The 18,743-nt window shown below is 45.5% G+C and carries 16 protein-coding genes; 12 read left to right on the forward strand and 4 right to left on the reverse strand.

The genetic code is table 11. The annotated features are described in order from the left end of the window. The first annotated feature begins 86 nt into the window (after positions 1-86). From EP13_RS08590 to EP13_RS08625, 8 genes are all read left to right on the forward strand, one after another. On the forward strand, positions 87-2,432 hold the full coding sequence (locus EP13_RS08590) for a TonB-dependent receptor (RefSeq protein ID WP_044056927.1): 2,346 nt from the start codon (positions 87-89) through the stop codon (positions 2,430-2,432). Between the two features lie 19 nt (positions 2,433-2,451). Then, entirely contained in the window at positions 2,452-4,605 is a 2,154-nt protein-coding gene (locus tag EP13_RS08595) for an FAD-dependent oxidoreductase (RefSeq protein WP_044056928.1), read from the forward strand. Positions 4,606-4,609: 4 nt separating this feature from the next. Further along, on the forward strand, positions 4,610-5,428 hold the full coding sequence (locus EP13_RS08600) for a DUF547 domain-containing protein (RefSeq protein WP_044056929.1): 819 nt from the start codon (positions 4,610-4,612) through the stop codon (positions 5,426-5,428). A 25-nt stretch (positions 5,429-5,453) separates the two neighbouring features. Further along, positions 5,454-6,623 carry an ABC transporter substrate-binding protein gene (locus EP13_RS08605; protein ID WP_044056930.1) on the forward strand — a complete coding sequence of 390 codons (1,170 nt, stop codon included), beginning with the start codon at positions 5,454-5,456 and terminating at the stop codon, positions 6,621-6,623. Then, the gene (locus EP13_RS08610; RefSeq protein ID WP_052364338.1) at positions 6,623-8,371 is read left to right on the forward strand and encodes an ABC transporter permease; all 1,749 of its coding nucleotides are present in this window, start codon (positions 6,623-6,625) and stop codon (positions 8,369-8,371) included. The genes EP13_RS08605 and EP13_RS08610 overlap by 1 nt, the downstream gene beginning before the upstream one ends. Continuing rightward, on the forward strand, positions 8,368-9,027 hold the full coding sequence (locus EP13_RS08615) for an ATP-binding cassette domain-containing protein (protein WP_044056932.1): 660 nt from the start codon (positions 8,368-8,370) through the stop codon (positions 9,025-9,027). Before EP13_RS08610 ends, EP13_RS08615 begins: the two co-directional genes overlap by 4 nt. Next, on the forward strand, positions 9,021-9,641 hold the full coding sequence (locus tag EP13_RS08620; RefSeq protein WP_044056933.1) for a CDP-alcohol phosphatidyltransferase family protein: 621 nt from the start codon (positions 9,021-9,023) through the stop codon (positions 9,639-9,641). Before EP13_RS08615 ends, EP13_RS08620 begins: the two co-directional genes overlap by 7 nt. 83 nt (positions 9,642-9,724) lie before the next feature. Beyond that, entirely contained in the window at positions 9,725-10,522 is a 798-nt protein-coding gene (locus tag EP13_RS08625) for a sterol desaturase family protein (RefSeq protein ID WP_044056934.1), read from the forward strand. Positions 10,523-10,546: 24 nt separating this feature from the next. On the opposite strand, the gene EP13_RS08630 is transcribed toward EP13_RS08625, so the two are convergent. The 3 genes from EP13_RS08630 to EP13_RS08640 all read right to left on the reverse strand — a co-directional run bounded on the left by EP13_RS08630 (position 10,547) and on the right by EP13_RS08640 (position 12,850). Then, entirely contained in the window at positions 10,547-11,113 is a 567-nt protein-coding gene (locus tag EP13_RS08630) for an exopolysaccharide biosynthesis protein (protein ID WP_231497937.1), read from the reverse strand. Between the two features lie 125 nt (positions 11,114-11,238). Continuing rightward, entirely contained in the window at positions 11,239-12,288 is a 1,050-nt protein-coding gene (locus tag EP13_RS08635; protein ID WP_044056936.1) for an alcohol dehydrogenase family protein, read from the reverse strand. Positions 12,289-12,322: 34 nt separating this feature from the next. Next, complete coding sequence (locus EP13_RS08640; protein WP_044056937.1) at positions 12,323-12,850, reverse strand: TetR/AcrR family transcriptional regulator; 528 nt, start codon at positions 12,848-12,850, stop codon at positions 12,323-12,325. A 235-nt stretch (positions 12,851-13,085) separates the two neighbouring features. Between EP13_RS08640 and EP13_RS08645 the strand changes: the two genes are divergently transcribed. Genes EP13_RS08645 through EP13_RS08660 form a run of 4 tightly spaced genes read left to right on the forward strand, consistent with a single transcriptional unit; the run spans position 13,086 to position 17,626 of the window. Then, positions 13,086-15,530 (forward strand): TonB-dependent receptor, encoded by a 2,445-nt coding sequence (locus EP13_RS08645; RefSeq protein WP_052364339.1) that lies wholly within the window; start codon positions 13,086-13,088, stop codon positions 15,528-15,530. A 14-nt stretch (positions 15,531-15,544) separates the two neighbouring features. Beyond that, positions 15,545-15,826 (forward strand): hypothetical protein, encoded by a 282-nt coding sequence (locus EP13_RS08650; protein WP_044056938.1) that lies wholly within the window; start codon positions 15,545-15,547, stop codon positions 15,824-15,826. Positions 15,827-15,836: 10 nt separating this feature from the next. Then, positions 15,837-17,345 (forward strand): PepSY-associated TM helix domain-containing protein, encoded by a 1,509-nt coding sequence (locus EP13_RS08655; RefSeq protein WP_052364340.1) that lies wholly within the window; start codon positions 15,837-15,839, stop codon positions 17,343-17,345. Then, positions 17,342-17,626, forward strand: coding sequence for a DUF3325 domain-containing protein (locus EP13_RS08660; protein WP_044056939.1), 285 nt, complete (start codon positions 17,342-17,344; stop codon positions 17,624-17,626). The genes EP13_RS08655 and EP13_RS08660 overlap by 4 nt, the downstream gene beginning before the upstream one ends. 47 nt (positions 17,627-17,673) lie before the next feature. On the opposite strand, the gene EP13_RS08665 is transcribed toward EP13_RS08660, so the two are convergent. Continuing rightward, positions 17,674-18,498, reverse strand: a complete 825-nt coding sequence (locus EP13_RS08665) for a DUF4437 domain-containing protein (RefSeq protein ID WP_052364527.1) — start codon at positions 18,496-18,498, stop codon at positions 17,674-17,676. Positions 18,499-18,743 lie beyond the last annotated feature (245 nt).

The raw sequence follows: 18,743 nt of genomic DNA on the forward strand, positions 1-18,743 counted from the left end.
TTCATTTTCTGAAAATAAAAAGTGTTCTGAAATTTTTTAAAATGCGTATCGGTCTAGTCAAATAAGAATTAAAAACGGAAAATTACATGAAAAACGTCGTTGGCCTTGCCTTAAGTGCGCTCGCCCTTGCAGTTAGTCAGGGCATCTCTGCTCAACAACTCACAGAAAATGAAATAGAAATAGTAGAAGTTAAGGGCAACGCGTCGTCGTTATTGAATATGAACCCCGCTGATAACTCACTTCGTGGGCTATTTGGCGAAAGCTTAAGTGCGGCAAACACGCCTCGTTCCGTTACCTCATTGTCGAAAGAAGCAATGGTGGCGTTAAATATTAATGATCTTCACGATATCGTTAAAGCTGCGCCTAATGCTTATGCGTCTAGTGGCTTTGGTACGCCTAGCTTGCCAAGTATTCGTGGTCAGTTGGGTGAACTTTTTCAAGACGGTATCCGCCGGCAAGCCGGTAATAATGGCTTTGGGCTTCCGTTGTCGTTTAACAGTGTGGAACAGTTAGACGTCGTAAAAGGGCCATCGCCCATTTTGTTTGGAAGCACTCAGCGTAACGGCGGGTTTGTTAACCTACAAACCAAGGTTGCACCCACCTTGGGGCGCGCAGGTAAAGCGACTTTTCGTGCAGCCCGATGGGATCAATACTCAGCACAAGTAGACTACGGGCAAAGTATTAAAGAAGGGGAAAGCGGTTTTCGTCTCAGCACCGAATATGTCAATGAAGGCAGCTTTTACGATTTTGTAGAAACAGAAAGTACTAACCTTTTTATAGCCTACCGTTATACCCCCAGCGAAGCGCTAACGTGGGATATCAGTGGGGAGTATTACGACACGGATTACCCTGATAATGCGGGTATCAATCGCCCGACGCAAGACCTGATAGATAATGGCGTATATATTACAGGGCAGGGCGTGCAGGCCAATGGGAGTGAGGTACCAGGAGCGGGAGCCATAGTGTCTCCTACCGGCGAAGTGAAAATTCCACGCCATCGTGTGTTTACTCACCCGGATGATGTAAATGGTGCAAATACCACCGTATTACGCAGTCATCTTACCTATCAATATTCTCCGAAAATAAAACTGAGAAACCTTAGTTATTATCAATATTTAGAACGGGAAGAAATTGCCCAAAATAGCTTCGTTGAAATTATTGATGGCGCGCACACTTTTGAAAATCGAAGCGAATTAGATTACACCTGGTCCACGTCACAAACCACTACGGTGGGGCTAGCGCTGCGCTTAAACGACGTTCTGGGCTACAGTCAATTTACCACGGAAGCAGACAACCCCATTGATTTAACGGGGCCTTTATCTAACCGCGTTATTCCTCTTACTGACGCGCAAAAAGCACGTCTTGTTGAAATTCGCCCCAACGTCTTTGTGTCCCCTGGTGCACAATATGATGTAGACGGTGACGGTAATGGCGATTTCAACCTATCCGATACAACGGATTCACGGGCGTGGCAATCCGGTTTGATGCTTCAACAGCAGTCAAAGTGGAGCGAACGGTTAACGACAGTGGCGGGGATTAGGCTAGATTACTATGATGTAGCGGCGCAAGACCCATTAGCGCCGGAAGGTGTGGAGGCTGCTTCTGATAATTATAGTGATACGCTAACCAGTTATCAGCTCAGTGCGGTATACGGGTTAACTGAGAAAATAAACCTTTACGCTGTATTCTCAGAAAATGATGCTACCTCTAACAGTATGGCTGGTGGAACGGTACTAGGTGCTGATAATCAAATAAACCCGCTTAACTTTGCTACGGAAAATACCTTATACGAAGTGGGCGTTAAATTGACACCCAATGATCGCTGGTATGCAGAAGCGTCGTTATTCGACCAAACCCGCAGTTTGCGAAATCGTGATGGCAGCAACAGTGGTATTGCCACGCAAGGTGCAGAGCTACAAGTATTTTACCAAAACGAACAGGTTTGGGTGAATGGGGCTTACAGCTATCTTGATGCGAGGTTTGATGACTCTGCGGCCTTTCAGGAAACCGCGCAAGTGCTTGACGTATTTGACAGTAGCCGCCCGGATATCATCGAAGGTACAGGCGTAGGATCGCCTTCTTTTGCGGCATTCGCACCGTCAAATACACGGGTGCAAGGGATCCCTTCTCAGATAGCCTCACTGAATGCAGGTTGGCAAGTGAATGGAAAGTTTGCGGTGGGCGCTAGCTTTCTTTACACCAAATCATTTCCACTCGATTTTTTGCAAACCGTGTATATTCGTGACCAAATAGCGTTAGATATCAATGCCGATTATCGTGTGAACGAGCAACTAAGGCTTCGCGCTGATATTATCAACGTGACCGATGAAGAAAATTGGCAGCCTGTGTTTGAAGGCGGATACTTTGGCGCTACACTCGTGATGCCGAATGTGCCAAGACACTTACAACTCACGATGCAGTATGCGTTTTAAGCGCAATTAAGGACCAATGATGTTTAAAAAATTAGTGCTAGTTGCGGTTATTGCCGCTGCCATATTCGGTTTCTTTTATTTTGATTTAAATACCTATTTGACCTTAGAAGGAATGAAAGGGTCGCTAGATACTTTTCAGTCTCAAATTGCACAAAACCCGGTATTAAGTATTGCCACATTCTTCGCAATTTATGTGGCCGTCACTGCATTATCTTTGCCCGGCGCCGCCATACTGACCCTCGCCGCGGGTGCGTTATTTGGCTTGATGCAGGGGCTTATTATTGTTTCGTTTGCCTCAAGCATAGGGGCGACATTGGCGTTTTTAGTAGCGCGTTTTATCTTGAGAGACACGGTTCGGAATAAGTTTAAGGATAAGTTGAACAAGATTGATGAAGGGGTGGAAAAACAAGGGGCATTTTACCTTTTTACGCTTCGATTAGTGCCTGTTTTCCCCTTTTTCTTAATTAACCTGTTAATGGGGTTAACTGCCCTTAAAGTGCGTACGTTTTACTGGGTAAGTCAACTTGGCATGTTAGCGGGCACTGCGGTTTATGTGAATGCGGGAACCCAGTTAGCGCAAATACAGAGCCTGTCAGGTATTGTTTCCCCCTCACTTATCTTTTCATTCGTTCTTTTAGGTCTATTCCCTTGGATTGCCAAGGCCATTGTCGCAATAGTGAATCGTCGACGGGTATACAAGGGTTACACTAAACCTAAAAAGTTTGACCGTAATTTGGTGGTAATTGGGGCAGGCGCGGGAGGCTTGGTAACCAGTTATATTGCAGCTGCGGTAAAAGCCAAAGTTACCTTGGTAGAAGCGGGCGAAATGGGAGGAGACTGTTTGAACTACGGTTGTGTACCCAGTAAAGCCATTATTAAAACTGCCAAAGTAGCCAACCAAATGCGAAACGCCGACAATTATGGCCTTAACGCTATAGAGCCCAGCATGTCGTTTAAGAGGGTCATGGCGCGAGTGCATGAGGTTATCGCGGCTATAGCGCCTAACGACAGTGTAGAAAGGTACACCAACCTAGGTGTTGATGTTGTTAAAGGGTACGCAAAAATTCGAGACCCTTGGACCGTTGATATCCGTAAAAGCGATGGTAGTACGCAAACATTAACCACGAAAAATATTGTAGTTGCTACGGGCGCTAGCCCTTTTGTACCCGATTTACCCGGTATAGAGGACAGTGGCTATGTAACCTCTGATACCTTATGGCAGAAATTTGCGCAATTAGACACTGCACCTAAACGTTTAATCGTGCTAGGTGGCGGCCCTATTGGTTGTGAGCTTGCACAAGCATTTGCTCGCCTAGGTAGCGAGGTAACGCAAATAGAACGCGCACCACGTTTAATGGGGCGTGAAGACGTTGATGTGGCGGAATACGCCGATTCTGTTTTGCGAGAAAGTGGCGTTAAGGTACTCACTCGCCACGATGCGCTTCGCTTTGAATTGCAAAACGGAGAAAAAGTGTTAGTCGTGGCTAAAGAGGGGCGGGAACACACGGTTGCCTACGACGAAGTCATAGTTGCAGTTGGACGAAAAGCCAGATTGAAAGGTTTTGGATTAGAAGAAATAGGCATCACCTTCGATAAAACCATTGATACCGATGAATATTTACAAACAATAATGCCCAATATCTTTGCTGCAGGAGACGTGGTTGGGCCCTATCAGTTTACTCACGTAGCTTCCCATCAGGCGTGGTACGCAGCCGTTAATGCCTTATTTGGCAGCTTTAAGAAGTTTAAAGTGGATTACCGTGTGATTCCATGGACCACTTTTATCGACCCCGAAGTGGCCCGGGTAGGTCTTAATGAAACCGAAGCGCAGGAAAAGGGCATAGAGGTTGAGGTGACACGCTACGAATTTGCAGAATTGGATAGAGCGGTAGCCGAAAGCGCGCGAAAAGGCTTTATTAAAGTGTTGACGCCACCTGGGAAAGATAAAATTCTAGGTGTCACTATTGTGTCAGAGCATGCCGGTGACTTACTGGCAGAATTTGTTATCGCCATGAAGCACGGGTTAGGGTTAAACAAAATCTTAGGCACTATTCATACGTACCCCACTTGGGCAGAAGGTGCTAAATATGCTGCGGGAAACTGGAAGCGTGCCAATGCGCCAGAAAAGCTACTTACCTACGTTGAAAAATTTCATACTTGGCGTAGAGGATAAGGTGATGAATGCTATACACAATGGGCTAGCCATACGGTGTCTGTTATTTACTTTGTGTTTCGTGGCTACGCCACCCTTTGCCCAAATTAACTTGCATGCGCCTTTTGACCAGTTATTACAAAAGCACGTTGTCGCCATTAATGATGGTAAAAGTACCCAGGTAGATTACGCCGCATTAGCAAAGGATAAATCAGAATTAGATGGGTATTTATCTGCCTTAGCCGCTATCGATACTGCCACGTTTGCGGGTTGGAATAAAGACAGACAACTGGCCTTTTTAATTAACGCCTATAATGCTTACACTCTGGCGTTGATCATTGAACATTACCCCGATATTGAGTCTATTCGAGATATTGGTGGCTTTTTTTCTTCACCATGGAAGCAGGCGTTTGCGCCTCTTCTAGGAAAAACGCGCACCTTGGATAATATCGAGCATGGGTTAATTCGCGGTGGCAACAAATATCAAGAACCCCGCATTCACTTCGCGGTTAATTGTGCCAGTATAGGCTGCCCCGCCTTACGCGAGGAAGCCTATACAGAAGCCAAATTATCGCAGCAACTCGAATCGCAAACGCAACGTTTTCTGTCTGATAATTCAAGGCATTATATTGAGGGTAATACCTTAAAGGTTTCAAAAATATTTGATTGGTATCGCGATGATTTTGAAGCGCCTTGGCGAGGGGCTACCTCATTAAATGGCTTTTTATTGTTATATGTAAGCGCATTTGATTTAACTGAGGCGCAGCAAAGAGCATTAAGAGCGGGTACCTTAAACATTGAATTTTCCGATTACGACTGGGCATTGAATGATCGGGAGAAATAAGCGCAAATTCCAAGGAGTTGCGGTATTGCGCCTAAGACTACTTGGGTTTGCCTGTGTAGTGTTAAGTTTGCTATGTGCTAACGCGAACGGCGATACCGTTCAATTTCATGCATGGGGCGGCAGTGCGCAAGTTAATAGCTATTTGCAATGGGTGAAGCAAGAGGTTAAGCGGCTACATAATATCGATTTAAATCATGTAAAGCTGGCGGATACCAGTGACGCGGTGTCTCGGGTGTTGGCTGAAAAGGCGGCAGGCAATCTTGATAATGGCAGCGTGGATCTCATTTGGATTAATGGCGAAAACTTTGCTGCCATGCATCGCCATGGTTTATTGAAATCAAACTGGGTGGCCACGCTTACTCATTTTTCACTCACCAACGCCACGGAAAATCCCGCCATGGTAACCGACTTTGGCTTACCTACAGAAGGGCAAGAAGCGCCATGGGGTAAAGCTGCAATGGTTTTTTATCACAATAGTGTATTGTTGCCTCATCCTCCTAAAACCCTGCCGGCATTGTTGCAGTTTTCTAAGGCAAATCCAGGGCGTTTCACTTATCCATTGCCCAGTGATTACCTAGGCATTAGTTTTTTAAAATACGCGCTTATTGCTTTAAACAATCAACACCGCGATAGGTTATATGAGCCGGTAACGCCGGAGGCATTCAAGCAATTATCTGAACCCTTATGGACCTTTTTAGATGCACTGCACCCAACAATGTGGCAACAAGGGAAATACCGCGTGCGTCAGGCCTCTGAGTTACAACGTTTAATGGATAGCGAGTCATTATGGCTTGCTTTTTCGTTTACTGCCGCAGAAATTCCTAGCGCGGTTAACCGTTACGATTTGCCGCCTAGTGTTCGCACTTACGCCATGAATGACGGTAGCCTTGCCAATGTGCATTTTATTGGTATTCCGTTTAACGCGGCGCATTTCGAAGAGGCTAAAGTCGTGGTGGATTTTTTGTTATCGCCTCGGGCACAAGCGAAGAAAATGCAGTTACAAACATGGGGGGATGACACAGTGTTGGATATGGCCATGCTGAATGAGGCGCAACGAGCACTGTTTAAACAACACAATAAACACCCCTCTGCTTTACCTTCTGACGCGTCTGTGCCGCTTTTTGCAGAACCTCACGCAAGTTGGACAGAAGCACTAAAAGAGGCTTGGTTCGCGCGCTATCAAGGTTACTTTTAATGACGGTCTTTGAGCGCTATACCCAGGGCGCGAGCCTACTTTTTATGGCCGTGTTATTTGTGCCCATTACCGCCGGGGTGGTGGGGGTTATTCTACCTGCTTTTGGTTATTTCCCTGCATTAGGCAGTGAACAGTTCAATGTGCAGGCATTTCACGCATTTTTTGCCCAGCCCTCTAACCTTAAGATGATTCAGCTTTCTTTTACCACGGGGGTGATGGCGACAGTCATTGCCGTAACGGGCGCCTTTGTCATTCTGGCCTTTCTGTATAACACTACGCTGTTATCACGTGTTCAGCGGCTAATAAGCCCTTTGTTGGTGCTGCCACATGCCGGCATTGCTATTGCACTGCTGTTTGTTCTCTCTCCAGCGGGGTTGTTTAGCAAGCTGTTAAATCAATTTGGGGTAGGGGAATATGGATGGGTGCCGGTTAACTGGGTTTTTCCTTATGATGAACACGGTGTGGCCATTGTCTTTGCGTTAGCGTTAAAAGAACTGCCGTTTATCCTGCTAATGGCGTTGGGGGTGATGGCACAGCCCCAGGTGGTTAAAACCGTGCAAGGGTATAGTAAAGCGGCGATCATGATGGGGAATTCACCTGAGTCTGCTTTTTTTAAAGTGGTGTTGCCTGTTATTTATCCGCAAATTCGACTGCCTATATTAGCCGTATTGGCATTTTCGACGGCAAATGTGGAAATACCTTTGTTGTTAGGTCCAAATAACCCTGCAACCCTTGGCGTGGCAGTTGTTCAGTGGTTTAATCATGTGGATCTTAGTCTGCGTTTTCAGGCGAGTGCTGCCGCCATGATTCAAGTGGGTGTCACGTTAAGTGCTCTACTGGTGTGGTGCTTGATAGAAAAGGGAATAGGGCTTTTTTCAAAAACCTATTTTTTGAGTAAAGAAAGTGGCCTGTTTAAACACATGGTGAGATTTTTTGCCACGGGTATTTTAACCCTTTACGCCATCGTCAGTGCGTTGGTGTTATTCAGTGTGATCATGTGGTCATTCTCCACATATTGGACATTTTCGTCGTTGCTTCCTGATGGCCTTACTCTACTGCATTGGCAAACAGCATTGGGTAGTCTGGGGCCAGTGGTATTAAATACAGTCGTGTTAGGAGGAAGCGTCAGCGTGGTTGCGGTGGTGCTTACGTTGTTGACGCTAGAGTTTGAAAGTGCTCATGGCAAAGACAACGCCATAGGTTATTCCCCTAAAATATTCGCTGTCTTACTGTTTCTTCCGTTATTGGTACCCGGTGTGGCCTTTTTGTACGGGTTAGTATGGTTTCAGCAACGCTTTTTGCCTGACACTATTTTTCTATCACTGTTTATTGCGCATTTGGTTTACGTGCTGCCTTATGTGTTTATCTCACTGGCAGTGGCGTATCGCAAGTTAGACTCGCGCTACGAACAAGTTGCGTCGAGTTTAGGAAAAACACCTTGGCAGGTATTTACGCAAATAAAACTGCCGCTTTTAATTAGCCCGTTATTGATTGCCCTTGCGTTAGGTATAGCAATAAGTGTTGCGCAATATTTGCCTACGTTGTTAGTAGCTGCCGGGCAGTATACGACGATTACCACAGAAGCTGTGGCATTGGCGTCTGGAAGCAGTCGCCGTTTAACTGCGGTATATGTGGTTATTCAAGCGCTATTACCTTGGTTGTTTTTTAGCTTAGCGTGGTGGTTTTCTCCGCGTCTTTTCTCGCCTAGTGAGCGTTTGAATTTTTTTAAGAGGGCAAGGGGCGTATGACGTTAAAGTTGGATAGTCTTACGATTTATAATCAACAACTGGATACAAGCAAACCGCTATTAACGTTAAATAGTGAAATTAAATCGGGGGAAATCGTGTCTGTTATGGGGGCGAGCGGTTCGGGAAAGTCAACATTGTTGGCGGCAATTGCAGGGCATTTAATGCCGCCTTTTTCGAAAACAGGGCGTATTTACCTCAACGGCAACTGCATTGATGAACTCGCACCCTATGAGCGTAAAATAGGGCTGATGTTTCAAGATCCTTTTTTATTTGAACATATGAGTGTGGCTGAAAATATTGGCTTTGCGCTTGCTCAAAATCTGCAATATGCCACGCGTTCTAAACATGAAAAACGACGCCATATTGTTCAAATGCTCGCCTCAGTTGGCTTAGATGAAATGGCAAATAGACCGGTGCAATCTTTATCCGGCGGACAGCAGTCTCGCGTAGCGCTACTGCGTACGCTAGCTGCGGCTCCCAAAGCAATATTGCTTGATGAGCCATTTAGTAAGCTTGACCCTGAGACTCGCTCGCACATGAGAGCCTGGGTGTTTAATAAATTAAAAGAAGGTGGCATTCCTACCTTAATGGTGACACACGATAGCGATGATGCCGTTGCTGCTGGTGGCCGAATTATTGAGATTTCTTCATGTTAGATGCAAAAGTAACGCCTTACATTAAGCCAATGCTTAGGCCTTTGGTGAGTTGGCTTGATAAACAAAATGTGACGCCAAATCAAATTACCGTGGCGGGTTTTTGTCTAGGTCTGCTTGCAATGCCGTTTATTATTTTGGGTGTATGGAGCGGGGCGTTTGCGTGTATCTGCTTAAATAGAGTTTGTGACGGTATTGATGGAGAGCTAGCTAGGTATCAAAGCAGTAGCAGTAGTGCAGGGGGCTTTTTAGATATTTGTCTGGATTTTTTGTTTTACGCCTCCGTACCCTTGGCTTTTGGTATGGCCAACCCTCAAGAATGGGGCGTTCCAGCGTTGGTATTAATCGCCAGCTTTATCGGTACAGGCAGTAGTTTTCTTGCCTTTGCCATTGCGGCTGAAAAATTTAATATCGATAGGCCGCAGTTTTCAAATAAAAGCTTTTACTACATGCAGGGTTTAACTGAGGGCACAGAAACTATAGCCGTGTTTCTCGCGTTTTGTCTGTGGCCCAGTTATTTTGCGCCATTGGCGTACCTTTTTGCTGGTGCGTGCGCTATAACTGTGGTTACCCGCATTGTATTTGGTTTTACCACGCTAAAAGCACTTGAGAAATAGCTGTGTTTATAACGCAATGCGGGTTGATATCTTCAGGGGGCATCATGATGTTCACGGCGACAAAGGAAGTAGGTTAGCCACCTATGGAAAATGAATCTTTGATAAGAGTCGGCGCGTTTGTGTGTATTTTTACGGTGATGGCAATGTGGGAAGCAACACGGCCTGCACGTAAAGCGCAGCTCTCTGCTTGGGTAAGATGGCGGGGGAATTTTGCGATGGTATTGGCCGGCGCACTCATCACGCGTCTTTTATTGCCGGGCGCATTAGTAGGTGTGGCGCTTTGGGCAAATAACGCCAATTGGGGGGTGTTTAATCGTCTATCTTTGCCTGCTTGGATTGAAATAAGTGTGTGTATGCTTTTGTTAGATTTGGTGATCTATTGGCAACACCGCCTGTTTCATACCGTGCCGTTATTATGGCGTTTTCACCAAATGCATCATGCAGATAGCCATGTGGACACCACAACAGGCCTACGGTTTCACCCTATCGAAATTGCCTTGAGTTTACTGATTAAAGCCGCCGTGGTCATTTTTCTTGGCGTACCCGCATTAGCAGTAGTCATTTTTGAGGTGGCATTGAACGGTTTTGCTATGTTTAATCATGCCAATATTAAACTGCCCTCAGCGGTAGATAATGCCATCAGCAAACTGTTTATTACGCAACGTGTGCATCGTATTCACCATAGTCAACGTATTGAAGACTCAAACAGCAACTTTGGTTTCAGTGTGTCGTGGTGGGATAAACTTTTTAATAGCTACCAACATGAAGCTTCGCTTAGCGACGACGATATCAAAATAGGGCAAGCAGAGATTCCAGCGTCAAAGCAAAACGCCAGTGTCATTGGCTTACTGTTAATGCCTTTTCGCCGTCATCGCCGGTGAGCAATTCGGTAGAGGGCCGCTGGACTACATCACACCTATTGTGGTCAAAACCAGGTACAGTGTCCCCAACTGAAGGACAGAACCCACACCTATAAACACACCATCTCGATTGGTCATCCCTAACGCTGTAATACATAACGCGAACGCAGGTAAAGCTACCGCAAAAGGCAGCGCTTCAAGAGGGATCATGCATAGCGCGGCAATGGCACAATAGCCCGCGATAACGTTTTTCATGGGAGTTTGAGAGAGCTGCGTCATTCGTGGCCGTAATAACTTTTCTACGCGCTGAACCTTGGGTTTGGCTTTTTCCACGGCGCTTTCAAGTTTATCGGTTTCAATTTGTTGCTGGGTCAGTTTATTGGGTAGCCATGGGCTCTCTCGGCCCATGGCAGCTTGCACACAAATTAAGAAAAGCGTAATGCCACAAAAGGTAGGCACGCCAGGAATAGCGCCAGTAGGCAGTAGCGCAATTAACGACGGTATTAAAAGCAAAGGTCCAAAACCTCTGTCTTCAAAGCGAGCAATAATTTTCCCCGCAGAAACCTTATCTCCATCTTGCTCCTTAACTAGCTTGTTAAGCAGCTTACTCATTGACGTGTCCATAGCTTTCCCTGTGCAATAGCAATAAATTACCTTTCACTATACGTATGCAATGGAAATGGGTTTAGTTCTACACAGAGGAAGGAGTGTGAAAATTACCCTACATCAGACAGTTGTTACTCGACTGAGAGCACCAACTTGCCGATATGGTTTTTTCGTTCAAAATCTTGCTGGGCGCGGGTAATGTCCTCTAAGGGATAAACCTTGCTTACCAGTGGCTTTATTTGATTGGCCTCTATACGTTGAATTAAGCTGGCAAACACTCCCTCGGACAGAATGGTGCAACCCAGTAACTGCAAATCTTTCAAGTAGAGTGTGCGTAAATCGAGCGGTACGGTATGACCCGCAATGGCACCGGCAGTGGCATAGCGACCGAAAGGCTTAAGTATGTCGAGCAGTTCTGGCCAGCGAGGGCCAGCGACTAAATCAATCACTACGTCGAAGGGCTGAGCTTTGGCGTAAGTGTTAAAATCAGCGTTTCTGTCAAGGGTCGCGTCTGCCCCTAAACGTAATATGGCGTCGCGTTTATTTTCGCTGGTCACCGCCACTACTTTCGAGCCACGGGCCTTTGCTAATTGAATCGCGGCCGAACCCACACCGCCGGATGCGCCCGTGATTAACACGCTATCTTTTTCAGTGACCTGAGCTCTGCATAGCATATTTTCTGCGGTGGAATAGGAACAGGGAAAAGAGGCTAACTCGATGTCGCTCAATGAAGAGTGAATGGCGTGAGCGTGCTGACTGGCTACCTTTGTATACTGAGCAAAGCCGCCGTCACATTCCGAACCAAAGTACCAGGGTGAAGACAATGCTTCGCTATTAGCCTCAAATAAACAAGGCTCAATTAACACCCTTTCCCCAATACGCGCGTTACTCACATTGTCACCTACCGCCACAATGTAACCACATACATCCGCACCTTGAATAAGGGGTAAATTCAGTGCAGTGCCGCCCCAGCCAGCGTCATCTGCATCATTGTCACCTTTTGAATACCAACCAATACGTGTGTTTAAATCGGTGTTGTTAACCCCTGCGGCCTTTACTTTAATAAGCACATCGTTAGGGGTGAGTGAAGGTACAGGGATTGAAGGGTTTATCGTGAGGGAGTCTAACCCTCCATGCTGAGTTAATTGAACGCCTTTCATGGTGGCAGGTACGAATGTCATTACGTTTCCTTTTCGCTAACTTTCAATATCAGATTCATACTTTTGAGGGGCTTACTAGCAGTGCAGTTACGTTGGCCTTTGCCGCGTCAAGGGCGAGGTAGCCCAGTGTAGGCCAAGCACTAGACATACCTTCGTGAATGAGAAATACGCGCTCTGCAAGGCTTTTATCCCCAAGTCGAGATTCAAACCAACCTTTGACTTCCTGTTTGTGTGAATTCACCGCCTTCGCTATTTGTTCATTATTTGGATAGCTTGCTAATGCTTGAAGCGACAGACATCCTCGCGGGGCATAGTGTTCTAGCCAATGGGCTAAACGCTGAAGAATATGATCTAACGCAGCGTCTATGTGAGGAGGGCAGCCCTGTTCCAGAAAACTGATGTATCGGTTGTGCCTGTTATTTAGTGCGGCCACTATCATATCTTCCTTTGACGGAAAGTACTTATACAGTGTTTTTAGTGTGGTTTGCGTATGTGATTTCAACGTGGCTACGTTTGGCTCTGCAAAGCCATGAAGAGAGAAGGCGTCTTCAAGGCGTGACGCGAGTTCCACTTTTTTATCCATAGTAGGCAACAATGTCTTTCACCTTAGGGTAAACCGTTTGGGTAGAATAAATGTTCTACTTAAAGGGTAGAGCATTCATTCTACCGGGTCAAGCACCCTTTTTTTGCAGGGTTCGCGATAAGTTCAGTTTTTTGTAAATTAAGTTGAATTAAGTAATGAGACTAATTATCATTCGCACGCCTTTTGCTTTCTAGATTAAAGGTGACTTTACATACACTTCATAGACGGACACTCGATGCACATTAATATTGCCAAATCGAAAACGCTCAGCGCTACTACAGCGCTATTTTCTTTACTTTATGTTTCAACGCCGTTTGCCCAACAGCAAGCGAATGTTGAAAAGGAAGAGGTTGAACAAACAGATATCGCTGAAGTAAGCGATGAAAATCTTGACGTTATTACAGTTTACGGCCGCCATAATCGACTGATTTTAGAGTCAGGTACTGCTACCAAATCAAATATGAGTTTGATGGAAACGCCAGCGGCCATTGTCGTCGTAGATGGCACCTTGCTTAACGAACAAGGGGTTAGCACACTACAAGAAAGTATCAGAAATATTAGTGGCCTGAGTCAAGATGGAAACAACTATGGCGTGGGAGACAACCTAGCTATCCGTGGCCTTGGTGTGAATTATACCTTTGATGGTATTTACGCGGGCGCTGACCTGGGAAATAGCTACAACCCCACTCGTTCAATGACCAACGTTGAAAGTATAGAAGTATTGAAAGGGCCGGCAACAGGCTTGTATGGCATGGGTGAGGCTGGGGGTATTATTAACCTGATTGAGAAAAAACCCCAGTTTGAAGATCAGTATCAAATTCGCGCGTCCGTCGGTAGCTGGGACAGCTATTCAATAATGCTAGATGCCACCGGCGCTATTAATAAAGATCTTGCTTACCGCGTGGTGGCAAACCGCGAACAATCTGACGGCTATCGAGGTTTGAGTGACGAACGCAGTGAGTTATACACGTCACTAAAATTCATTGCATCACCAGACAATCAGTTTTTAGTCTCTGCGGCCTATATTGACGATGCGGTACAAGTTGACTCAGTGGGTCATCCAGTGAGATTAATCGATTTAACCATGTTTGATACAGACGCAGGGAGTTTAACCGGTGATGATTTGGTTAATGACACTGCAGAGTCAGGTGGTTTACAGTTAACTGATGAACAACGAGACGAATTAGCCGCATCACTCACGTCAACAGACGGTGTGCAGCCTTATGATTTAGGTGACACCAGTCTTATTTCGCCTATTTCACGCCCTAATGAAGGGGAAGAGTTCCGCATTAAAGTACGCCAAGATATTGAATTGGGTGATAACTGGTCACTAACTCAGCAACTTCAATATCGCTCGTACGAATCTGAATACATTCGTCAAACCAGTGCTTTCAATTACGTGTACGTTGATCGTAATGGCACCACTAATTTAGAGCCTCGTGCGCCGCTTGTTATTGATGGTGTGCTATACCCGTTTGCGGCACGCAGACAAGAGTATCGTAAGGTAATGGCTGATGAGAAAGTGTGGCAGTATTTCCTTGATGTCACCAAAACATGGTCTTTTGGCGATGTTCGAGGTGAACATTTAGCCAGCGTGAACTATGAAGACCACGACATTAGCTACGCACAGTGGTCTATTTGGGACGCAGACGATACACGAAGCGATGCTGTACCGTATATTTTAGATATACGCGACCCTAATTGGCCTACTGGCACATTTGAAGATTACAACCCTTCCTTACGCAGCAAATACAACAAAGATGTGAGTAGCTGGGGCGTGAGTTTCCAAGAAGTGGTTTACTTTAATGAGCACTTTACTGGCCGTTTTGGTGGCGCCTACGGTGGGGTAAAACAAACTTACCTAAACCAATATAGCGACAGTAATCCAGAGTACGATACCAGTGACAACGGATTTACCTATAACCTAGGTTTAACCTACTTATTCAGTGATAGCTTGAGTACGTTCATTAACCATTCTAAGGGAAGAACCGCGTACGGTATTTTAGATGCGCTAGCAGAAGAAGATAATCAGCCTGATTCAGAATCGGAATCGTGGGATTTTGGTGTGCGTTTCACGGCGCTTGAAGAGCAGGTTATTGGTTCAATTGTATTTTTTGATACTGCTAGAACCAACCTTCAATACAGCAACCCCTTATATGAAGACAATATTGACGACCCTTCGTATAACGTTGATGTGCCGGAATACTACTACGATGAACAAGATCGCACCACAGGTGTAGAAGTAGACATTAACTTTGATATCAACGAACAATGGTCACTTAATGCGAATGGCACATATCAAGATCCTGTCACCGAGCCTGGTGCGCATGCCTCAAGCACTGATGAAGAGCAAACTAAAGGGATTGCAGAAAAGTTCGCCAGCACATGGCTAACTTACAGTCATACCTTCGATGCGCTGCCAGCGCCTGTGAAGTTTAGTGTGGGCGTAACCTACGAAGACGAACGCACTATTTCTGCGTCAGCCTTTGGTATCGATTACGCATTCGTTGACTCATATACAGTATGGGACGCGGCCGTGAGCTATGTGTCTGATGATTGGAACGTACAATTAAACGTTCGAAACTTAGACAATACTGACTACTACAGCAGCGCAATGTACTTGGGTGGCCTCCCAGGCGAAGAGCGTAACGTTAAGCTAACCGCTTCGTATAGCTTTTAACGTAGGTTGCATCATTGAAAAAATACGTAGAAATATGGCTACGTAGCATAGCCGCCATAGTGGGCGGCTATGCTGTATCTGCACTGAGTACTTTTTATCTCACCTATTGCTTTGTGACGGGCTTCTCACTGAGTAAAGGCGTGGCGGTACTGAGTGCATGTATGCTTAGCTACTTTTTATTCTTCGCCATTTTTATTATCAGCTTTGCTGTAGCAAACATTCGGGCGTGGAGCCTCATGCTTTTTTTCAGTATTGTGCTGTGTTTTCTTGGCTTGCCCTACGTATCAACCCTTTAGCGACATCATAATGAAAGCAACATTCAGAAAAAGCATGATTTGGTTGCATACCTATTTGGGTGTGTTCTGCGGCTGGTTACTTTTTGCCATTTTTGTCACAGGTACACTAAGCTATTTTACGCCTGAAATGACCCGCTATTTAATGCCTGAGCGACATGTAATTAGCCTTCCTCAAGATACCCTTATTGATCATTCTTTTGCTTTTTTAAAAGAGAATGCCAGTGATGCTGACGAGTGGCGCGTACATTTGCCTACAGATAGAAACGCGCACTGGTACGTGCAATGGCGTAAAGATAAAAGCCGGAAAAAGGTCACATTTAATGCTGATACGGCCGCGCTAGAAAAAGAAATGGAAACCAAAGGTGGCTTATTCTTTCGAAACTTCCACTATACCCTGCAATTACGCGGCTACGGAGGGCGCTACATAGTGGGCATTGCTGCTATGGCCATGTTGTTAGCTATTTTTACCGGTATTTTTACCCATCGCCGTTTTTTTAGAGATTTTTTCACCTTACGGCCCCACAAACTGAAAAAATGGCTTACCGATTTTCATGCGTTGGCTGGCATTTTAACCTTGCCATTTTGTATCATGATTTGTGTCAGTGGTATTTTCATCTACGCCATTATGTACATGCCCTATGCAGCAAATAGCCACTTTGAGAGGGGCGAAAAAGGGGTGAACAAGCAAATTATTCCCTCTTTGGCTCAACTGCCGCCCGCGCAAAAAGTGCAGGAGCAGACGCAAATACAAATAAGCCGAATAACCTCAACACTAGCTAAAACATGGCAAGAGCCTAACCCTATTGCCAAAATTACCGTGGAAAAACCCCAGTTCAGTAACAGTCGCACGATTGTTGAACGTAGTAAGGCCACCACTGTATCTAACCGGGCAGAGCGCGCTGTCTTTCACAGTTATACAGGAGACGTTCTACCCGGCTATGAAAATGAAACTGTGCCTGCCCAAATAAGACGGGTGCTGTATGGGTTGCATCAGGCTAACTATGCTCCTATAGGTATGCGCTGGTTATTATTTGCATTAGGTGTGGCAGGGTGCGCACTTATCGCTACTGGCAATATCATTTGGGTAAACCAACGTAAGAAATCGAACAAACAAAGCCGTTTAACCCTGGCATTAATGGAAAAAGGAAATGTGGCTGCAATAATGGGGTTAGTGCTTGCGTGTATAAGCTTCTTTCTTGCCAATAAGCTTTTGCCTGAAACCATGGCGATGCGCAGTGAATGGGAAATAAATAGTTTTTTTATTGTATGGTTGGCGAGCTTTCATCATGCTTTATACTCTGGGAGCGCTCGTCGAGCTTGGTACCAACAAACATTATTGGCGAGTCTTTTTTGTTTTTCGCTCGTAATGATTGAGCTAAGTATGTATTTTAGCCGCATTCAGCATGGGGTCATTACCGGTGACATGACTTATTTAAGCTTTATTCCTGCTTTTTTAGTGTTTGGTGGATTATTGCTAATACTGGCTAGAAAATTTAGGCGTCACGGAGCAGGGCAGTGACTACTATTGTTGCACTTATCCAACTTTTCGCCTTTTCATGTTTGGCGTTTTCTATGCAAAAGCATCATAAGGTGCTCAAAAATAACTACCCAAGCATTGCCGTAAAACCGCGAGGCCTTGTTATTTTAGGGTGGCTGGGTTTGGTATTGTCGTTGTGGGTGAGTATGGTGACGAGTGAAGTACTGAGCATTGCTTTGGTGTGGTGGTTTTGCACTTTGAGCTTGGCAGTCTTTGCCGTTGCCCTGTATCTAAGCCACTTAATTCAATTCAGCAAAGAGTAGCCAGGCTACTCTTTGCAGTTGTAAGTTTTTCGCGTTTGATGGCGCCGCTATTGGCTTACTTGGAAAGGCTTATCGGCACGAATATAAACAAGTACCTCGCCATCACTCGTGTTGTTAACCTTGTGTTGGCTTTCGCCGGTTGATTCTAGGAAACTTCCCGCGCCAAGGGCGATAGTTTTGTTCCCTTCATCGCTATCTGTTGAGCCCATTGCGGTGTGTTGAGTTACCTGCGCATCTGAATACGTATAGTTCACCGCACCTTTTATGACGACAGCTTTAAATGATTGCCCATAGGCCGTAATCGTGCCGTTAAATCCTGCCGGTAAAGAAAGCATTGAACCAAATACATCTTGGGTGTCTCCCCATAAATAGGTTGCCTTAACGCCATCAGCAGATAGGGTTACTAAATCAGAGTCGTGAAGCCAAACCATATTGTTGATGTGCAGATTCACGGGGCGTTCACCATTGTCAAAATGTGCGTTTGATGGTTTAACCAGATACGGGCCTTCGTCAATCTCTAAGTAGATGAGGTTAGTTGTATCGTTAGCTGCGGTAGTATGATCTTCCCCGGCGGGTTGAGTCCAAAACGAGCCTGTGGGCATCCACATTTTGGCTGCGCTAGGATCATCGTTGTGCATTTGCCCTTCTATGACAATTCCACGATACGTAATATTATGAATGTGGGGCGGCGACTCAAACCCTTTGTTAAAGCGCACCAACATACCCGTTGCAGTATCTTGTGTTCTATCTCCCCACAAATCAGCGGCGCCTGGGCTTTTATCCCCACGAAGCGGATTTAAATATCCCCATTCTACCTCCTTTGCGGGCACCACTTTCGTGTCGGCGTAGGACATGAAAGGCATGCCAAGCATTATAGATAGTACAAAAAGTCGATGAGGTTGTAGCGCGTTGCGTGTAGGGCTTATACGTGAAAGTTTCTGTTTGAAAAATGAAGTCATGCTATTACCTGTTTGCCGATGTGGTTAGCGCCTAGTGTAGGTATAACACTAGGCTGGATAAACAGGCTTTGCCTTGAATCACTTTCCTTAAATTTTAGATAATAGCGCAAATATGACTGTTGCAGGGGGCGCCCATAGGAAAGAATAAGCTGGTGTGA

The sequence above is a fragment of the Alteromonas australica genome (assembly GCF_000730385.1).
Classification (GTDB): domain Bacteria; phylum Pseudomonadota; class Gammaproteobacteria; order Enterobacterales; family Alteromonadaceae; genus Alteromonas; species Alteromonas australica.

Bases quoted from the DNA above. Each gene is read 5' to 3' on its own strand.
- EP13_RS08590 (WP_044056927.1), top strand. From the start codon at position 87: ATGAAAAACGTCGTTGGCCTTGCCTTAAGTGCGCTCGCCCTTGCAGTT.
- EP13_RS08595 (WP_044056928.1), top strand. From the start codon at position 2,452: ATGTTTAAAAAATTAGTGCTAGTTGCGGTTATTGCCGCTGCCATATTC.
- EP13_RS08600 (WP_044056929.1), top strand. From the start codon at position 4,610: ATGAATGCTATACACAATGGGCTAGCCATACGGTGTCTGTTATTTACT.
- EP13_RS08610 (WP_052364338.1), top strand. From the start codon at position 6,623: ATGACGGTCTTTGAGCGCTATACCCAGGGCGCGAGCCTACTTTTTATG.
- EP13_RS08615 (WP_044056932.1), top strand. From the start codon at position 8,368: ATGACGTTAAAGTTGGATAGTCTTACGATTTATAATCAACAACTGGAT.
- EP13_RS08620 (WP_044056933.1), top strand. From the start codon at position 9,021: ATGTTAGATGCAAAAGTAACGCCTTACATTAAGCCAATGCTTAGGCCT.
- EP13_RS08625 (WP_044056934.1), top strand. From the start codon at position 9,725: ATGGAAAATGAATCTTTGATAAGAGTCGGCGCGTTTGTGTGTATTTTT.
- EP13_RS08630 (WP_231497937.1), bottom strand. From the start codon at position 11,113: ATGAGTAAGCTGCTTAACAAGCTAGTTAAGGAGCAAGATGGAGATAAG.
- EP13_RS08635 (WP_044056936.1), bottom strand. From the start codon at position 12,288: ATGACATTCGTACCTGCCACCATGAAAGGCGTTCAATTAACTCAGCAT.
- EP13_RS08640 (WP_044056937.1), bottom strand. From the start codon at position 12,850: ATGGATAAAAAAGTGGAACTCGCGTCACGCCTTGAAGACGCCTTCTCT.
- EP13_RS08645 (WP_052364339.1), top strand. From the start codon at position 13,086: ATGCACATTAATATTGCCAAATCGAAAACGCTCAGCGCTACTACAGCG.
- EP13_RS08655 (WP_052364340.1), top strand. From the start codon at position 15,837: ATGAAAGCAACATTCAGAAAAAGCATGATTTGGTTGCATACCTATTTG.
- EP13_RS08665 (WP_052364527.1), bottom strand. From the start codon at position 18,498: ATGCTTGGCATGCCTTTCATGTCCTACGCCGACACGAAAGTGGTGCCC.